Consider the following 5,747-nt stretch of genomic DNA (forward strand, 5'->3'; position numbering starts at 1 on the left):
GCCTTTCGCGACGGCGCCTTTCGCGACGGCAACCCGAACAAGCCCTATATCGCGCACGCGCTGCATAACAGCCGGCAAGAGGACCTGATCACCACCCGGGACCGGTGGCTGTCGCGCAACCTGATCAGGACGCAGAGCAACAACAAGCTGCGCATGGAGGACTGGAAGGGAGAGGAGAGCATCAAGCTTTCCACCGAGTATGGTGGCAAGACCCAGCTCAACCTTGGCTACCTCGTTGATCGCAACAAGAAAAAGCGGGGGGGAGGGCTTTGAGCTGCGCACCGACGCCTGGGGAGCGATCCGGGGTGGCAAGGGGCTGTTCCTTTCGGCGGACGCGCAGCCGAAAGCCGGTGGACAGCAGCTGGACATGCAGGAGGCCAAGGCGCAGCTGGATGCTGCGCTAGCCCAAATGCAGGCTCTCGCAGAGAGCGCACGGATGGCGCAGGCCCATGCCGCCGAGGTGGAAAAGCAGCGGCAATTCCTGGGGCAGCGCCTGGACAAGCTACAGCAAGCGGTGCTGTTGGCTACCGCGCCGGCTGGTGTCGCTGTAACCAGTGGGCATGACCTGCAACTGGCCGCGCAGGGACAGGTTACCGTCACGGCTAGCGGCAACGCCGATATCGGCGTTCTAAAGAAATTCACTGTGGCTGCGGGCGAAGCGATATCGCTATTCGCGCGAAAACTTGGCATAAAACTCTTTGCCGCCAAGGGTAAGGTCGAGATCCAGGCGCAGAGCGACGAGATGCACCTGACGGCGCTGAAGGACCTGAAGATCATCAGTGTTGATGGCAAGCTAATTCTGTCGGCCGAAAAGGAGGTCTGGCTTGGCGCGGGAGGCTCCTACATCCGAATCACCCCAGAGGGCATCGAGAACGGTACGCCGGGCGATATTCTGGAGAAATGCGCTTTCTGGGATAAGCCAGGGCCAGCGTCCATGTCGATACCGTTGCCGGGGCTTCCCGGGGAGAAAGGCTTCAGTGCGCAATTTACGGTGCGCGATCGCAGTGGGGCCATTCTACCCAACTATTCGTACCGACTGGAAGCAGAAAACGGGCTGGCTTGGCACGGCAGGACCGACGAAAACGGGATGACCGAGCGCATCTGGACCGCCAATCCGCAGAACGTGATTTTGCACCAGCACGATCCACATATTGCCGATGACGATCCCTTTGACGACCCCCACGATTGTTGAGCCACCTCATTTAGCAAGAAAGGACAATAGATGACTGGCCCGAACCAGACTCCCATTGGGACCATGATGTGTACCCAAAATCAGCCGACGCAAAACGTAAATTGCTTGACGCGCAAGGTGAGTTTTGTCTTTTACTGTGCGCCGTTGGATGAGAGTAATTCTATGTACGAAGCTGCTTACGGCAGCGGCGACGTTACACATCGAGCCATAACCTCATCGGCATCATATTTAAATAATCTGCCATTCGTGGTTGTTGATGCCGATACCAACCAGGTGATTTATCCTTATAACAATGCCAATGGCCAGACTGCGGCTTTTGGGCCGAAAGTGCACTCGAATACGCTGCATGACGGTGCGCGTTGGGTGCACTCTCTTCCACCGATAAATATACCGAATCACGTCAATAGAATCGCTTTGCATATTGCAAACGATGCTTATCAAGGATATAGAAGGTTTCAGCTATTTCCGTGGACGGTGCCGAATTCCGCTCACTGTAGGGTGAATGTCTACGAGCTGCGATCGGATTTGCAGGAGAGGTTTTCTGATGCTAACCAGCTTGGTCAATCACCAGCGGAAAATACATTGGCGGCTAAACCGGGATCGGCTGATGAATACTACGGCTATCTGAATGGTGACGTGTGGCTGAGCATCAGCCATGAATTCACAGACCAAGAAATCACACGCCTTTGCCCGCCAGAAACGCTATCCAGAACTGCGCAGGGCGGTGGCAATACTGAGAGGCTGGATGTCAATTGGACAGTGGTACTTCAACCGATCTATGGCGCGGGAGTGAATTCCCGCTCGATGGCTCCATTTAATGTCCGGATTGACGCGCTGGGTATTACCGCAAAATTCACTGAGAGGGCCGTCGCCAATGCCGTCTACACAAGCAATCGTACAACCGTCCAGCAAGCTTTACGTCGCACCTCGCCGCGCGCATTTGCGGCTCTTCTGAAAGCTGCGTGGCGCGTCCGTATCGATACGGTTGATCTCTCAAGCTCATGGCGGCCTATGCTGGGTTCGAGGCTGCATAAGATGGGAGTTGGGTTGGATGTCACCCATTTTGATGACGGGCAGGAAAATATTCATTTTGTGATACGCAATCAAGGGATTGCTGATAGAGGCAATGCGTTTCCTGCAAGTCCGGGAGGTAGGAGACTTGAGGCGCTATATGAGGAACTTAGAGGGGATCCAGGAGTATCGTCGGGCGCAGTGCATACGCCATGGAGAAGTTGGGTGATACCTCATGATAATCATATGCATATAACAGTCAAATTTGAGTAATTTATTTTTTTATAGTCATCAATGAAGAAAATGCTCATATTTTTTATTGCTGCGTGCGGGCTTTTCGGCCTCTCGCATGCCGATGCGAAAACTGACAAATTCGCAATCTACAACGGGAAAAAGGTGTATTACGACACACTTTTTGAGCCGAAATGTGCGTTAGCCGTTAGGAACTCCGTGGGAAAATTAAAAAAAGGCGATTTCTTAATGATAGATATCGCCTGCGAGCAATATCGGATTTCAAAAGATGATGATGTTATTTATCCATTCATCAATTCGCTAAGGGAGCCGTCAGCGATTGCAAAAAAGAGAGATTTCATCTCGCTGGATGAGCTGTCAGAGTGGAAGGGAAAGCCGCCCTTCCGCGTAATATTTTTCATCGGTTCTGTCATCGAAGACCCAGATCCACCACTAAATCCATCTTATCTACCATATGATGAAAAAAACAAAATAAAAAATTATATTATGATTGACGATAGTGGCTACGAGGTAAGTCTATCTGGAAAAAAAAGGACAGGTTACCGATTTTACCAGTTTATGGATAGGTGCTATCTGGCGACGGAAAGAAAGCCGCGGAAGTATAAGTCCGTGACATTCTGCCCGAATTCTGGAAGGTCGGGTTATGTTTTCCCCGAGACGGTTGATACGATAGGTCAGCCGTGGATCAATATCACGGAGAAAAATACAATTGACTTGGGCAAGCGCATGCCCGATACCGTCGTGATAGCCGGTGAACGGCCCGTGAAGCCGCTAATTTATTCAGACTTCCCGATTGGCGATAATGGCCGAGTCACTCAGGGGCGCGCGATGTGCATGGCTGATTGCGCGCCGGGCATGCTGTTCAGGCTACTAAAAAAAGGCCAAAGCATCTGGGGAGCCTCGGGAAAACCGCCTCCACAGGAGAAACATTAAGGTCCGTTCTGACGGAATCACCCGCCGAGGTGAAGTGCGCGGGGTCGTAATTACTTTTCGGTATTCGAGTTGAGAAGAAATATGGATCTTATCCGGTTTGGTGATGCTACCAATCATGGCGGCCTGGTCATCAGTGCTTCGTCGACCATGCGGTACAGCGGTCGCGCGGTGGCCCGCAAGGGAGACCAGGTATCCTGCCCCAAGCACCCCAATGTGCGGCCCAACCTGATTATTGACGGCGATGAATCCATGAAGGATCAAGGCGTTCCGATCGCACGCCATGGTTATCGCGCAATGTGTGGCTGCAAGCTGATTTCGAGTCTCCTTTGAAACTGATGACCGATGCCCATTGATTTTCCGGACCCTTCTCGTGCAGAGGATCAACCTTCGTCGCCGAACCCGATCGTGTGGCTGACGCTCCTGGTGGTGGTTCTGGCAACTGGTGTCGCCTGGACATTGCTTAACTGGCCGAAGAACCAACCCACGGGCACGCCATGGTTCTGGATGCAGTTGGTTGGATATCCGGGCTTGGCATGGTGTGTCTTGTTTGGCTTTCGCCTGCACTTTTATGAAGAAGAGAGTAATTATCTGGCGGCAAGGGAGGTAGTCCGGTTGGAGGACCGTGCGGAAGCCATCGCTTTTGGCGCCGAGCCACTGGCAGTGCTCGGCGCCGTGTATCTGTGTGCCATGGAGCCGAATGGTGTCTCGGCGCGGATTGCGCAGCGGGAATCGGCGTTGCGGGCACGTGTGCCGAAGCCTCGCATGCAGGCGATTCGTCATGCTCGACTTGCAATGGCTGAGACCGGCGCAGACGAAAAGGAGGCCGACCGTTATCGGCAGACATTCGAGGCGCTTTTAAAGGCAATTGACAAACCGCTGCGAGCCTTGCCGCCCAAGGTGCCATTCGACGTGCGATTGCAGTTGCCAGATGACGCTGAGCCAGAACGACTTCGTGAAGTATGGAAATCGTGCTGGAACAACGGTGGCCTTCGCCAGGCGGAGGTAATGCTGCTGCCTGCCAAAGAGGGGCTGATGATGCTGGATACCTGGCTGGATGAGTACGGTGGGCCGGCCTTGGAGACGTTCACCTTATTCGTCGCGGTTCAACTGCATGGCATGCCGCAGGAGAACAGTGGCGAGGTCGGCGCTGCTTTGCTGCTTGGCTGGGCGCCTTTGGCAGAAAGGAAAGACCTGGTGTCCATTGCGATGCTGCACCGTCCGGTGGCATGCGAAACCGATGGACTCAGCAGCGCCATCACGACCGCTGCCCTATGCGGACGTGCCAAGCCCGAGGACCTTCAGCACCTTTGGCAATCTGGCCTTTCCAAGGCGGACAAGACCGCATTGCTCAAGTGCGGATCAGACGTTGCCCTGGGGGCGGCACAGACGGATGAGTTGTCTGGCGTGCATGACATCGATCCCGCGCTCGGCGTTCCTGGCGTTGGCGCAGCGTGGTTCGGTGCGGCATTGGCAATCGAGGCTGCACAGCAAGACCTAGCGCCGCAGCTGCTCGCCTGCCGGGAAGGTGCGCTGCGACTGGCGGTTGTGCGCCCAATTGCACAACAGAATGAACGGGAAGCAACTTGATGGGCAATCGAAAGGACTTGGGCTACAAGATCGTGGTCGTTGGCATCACGGCGGCGGCAGCGGCGACAGTGTATTTCGTTGGCGCAGAGAGCATGTCTGCCCGCAGGCAGGCAGCAATCATTGCGCTGGCAGGTGCCGCGGTGCTCCTGCTGCGCGGTCCCATTACGGCGGCATGGGGCGCTGTTGCCCGCCGCTCGAAAGAACGGAAGCGATACCTGCGTGATCCCGGCGCGCGCCTAGGCAAGGGCCACGCTGCCAAAACGGGGCTGGCGGCGTTGCGCTTAGCAAGCCTCAAGCTCGCGTTGCAGGAGCGGCACTACCGCCGCCAGCCCCGTCTGCTGGTGACTGGAGATGACGCCGTGATTATCCGGCTGCTGCCAGAGCTGACTGAAGCGGGCTGGCTCAGCACACCGGATGCGATGCTGCTGTGGGATCAGACCGACAGCAACGGCCAGCCGGATATGGACTGGCTGAGGCAAATCTACAAACTACGCCGCCGCCGTCCGGTGGATGCCGTTGTCCTCGTGACCAACGGCGAGGCTGAGTTGCCGGCGCAACGCCGTATGACCTTGCCGTATGGCTTCAGCCTGGCGCGCATCGCCGAATTGCTGCGCTGGTCCGCCCCGGTTTACCTGCTGGATGTGGCGGAGGCGAGAACGGCGGCCCACGGCCTCATGCCGGTCATCAGTTGCGAGTTGCCGCGCCAGGCGGATGCGGACGCCATCGATGACGCGTTGCGCACGCTGCGCGACCAGCTGGCGCAGCGCGTGGT

The 5,747-nt window shown here is 56.0% G+C and carries 6 protein-coding genes and 1 pseudogene; all 7 read left to right on the forward strand.

Annotated features, from left to right (window positions below):
* Positions 1-273: type VI secretion system Vgr family protein (locus AC1DN0_RS39945; RefSeq protein WP_477146548.1), on the forward strand; the 273-nt coding region annotated here is incomplete at its 5' end.
* Positions 236-1,192: a DUF2345 domain-containing protein gene (locus tag AC1DN0_RS39950; protein ID WP_477146549.1), complete on the forward strand. Its 957-nt coding sequence runs from the start codon at positions 236-238 to the stop codon at positions 1,190-1,192. The genes AC1DN0_RS39945 and AC1DN0_RS39950, both read left to right, overlap by 38 nt.
* A gap of 162 nt (positions 1,193-1,354) precedes the next feature.
* The gene (locus tag AC1DN0_RS39955) at positions 1,355-2,476 is read left to right on the forward strand and encodes a hypothetical protein (protein ID WP_477146550.1); all 1,122 of its coding nucleotides are present in this window, start codon (positions 1,355-1,357) and stop codon (positions 2,474-2,476) included.
* Positions 2,477-2,497: 21 nt separating this feature from the next.
* A complete protein-coding gene (locus tag AC1DN0_RS39960; RefSeq protein ID WP_441637413.1) occupies positions 2,498-3,388 on the forward strand; it encodes a hypothetical protein in 891 nt (296 codons plus the stop codon).
* 81 nt (positions 3,389-3,469) lie between these two features.
* Positions 3,470-3,718: a PAAR domain-containing protein gene (locus AC1DN0_RS39965; RefSeq protein WP_441637415.1), complete on the forward strand. Its 249-nt coding sequence runs from the start codon at positions 3,470-3,472 to the stop codon at positions 3,716-3,718.
* A gap of 12 nt (positions 3,719-3,730) precedes the next feature.
* Complete coding sequence (locus AC1DN0_RS39970) at positions 3,731-4,975, forward strand: hypothetical protein (RefSeq protein ID WP_441637417.1); 1,245 nt, start codon at positions 3,731-3,733, stop codon at positions 4,973-4,975.
* Between the two features lie 17 nt (positions 4,976-4,992).
* A pseudogene (locus AC1DN0_RS39975) lies at positions 4,993-5,747 on the forward strand (ImcF-related family protein); the annotation flags it as partial.

Source organism: Cupriavidus sp. 05N39 (genome assembly GCF_056397325.1).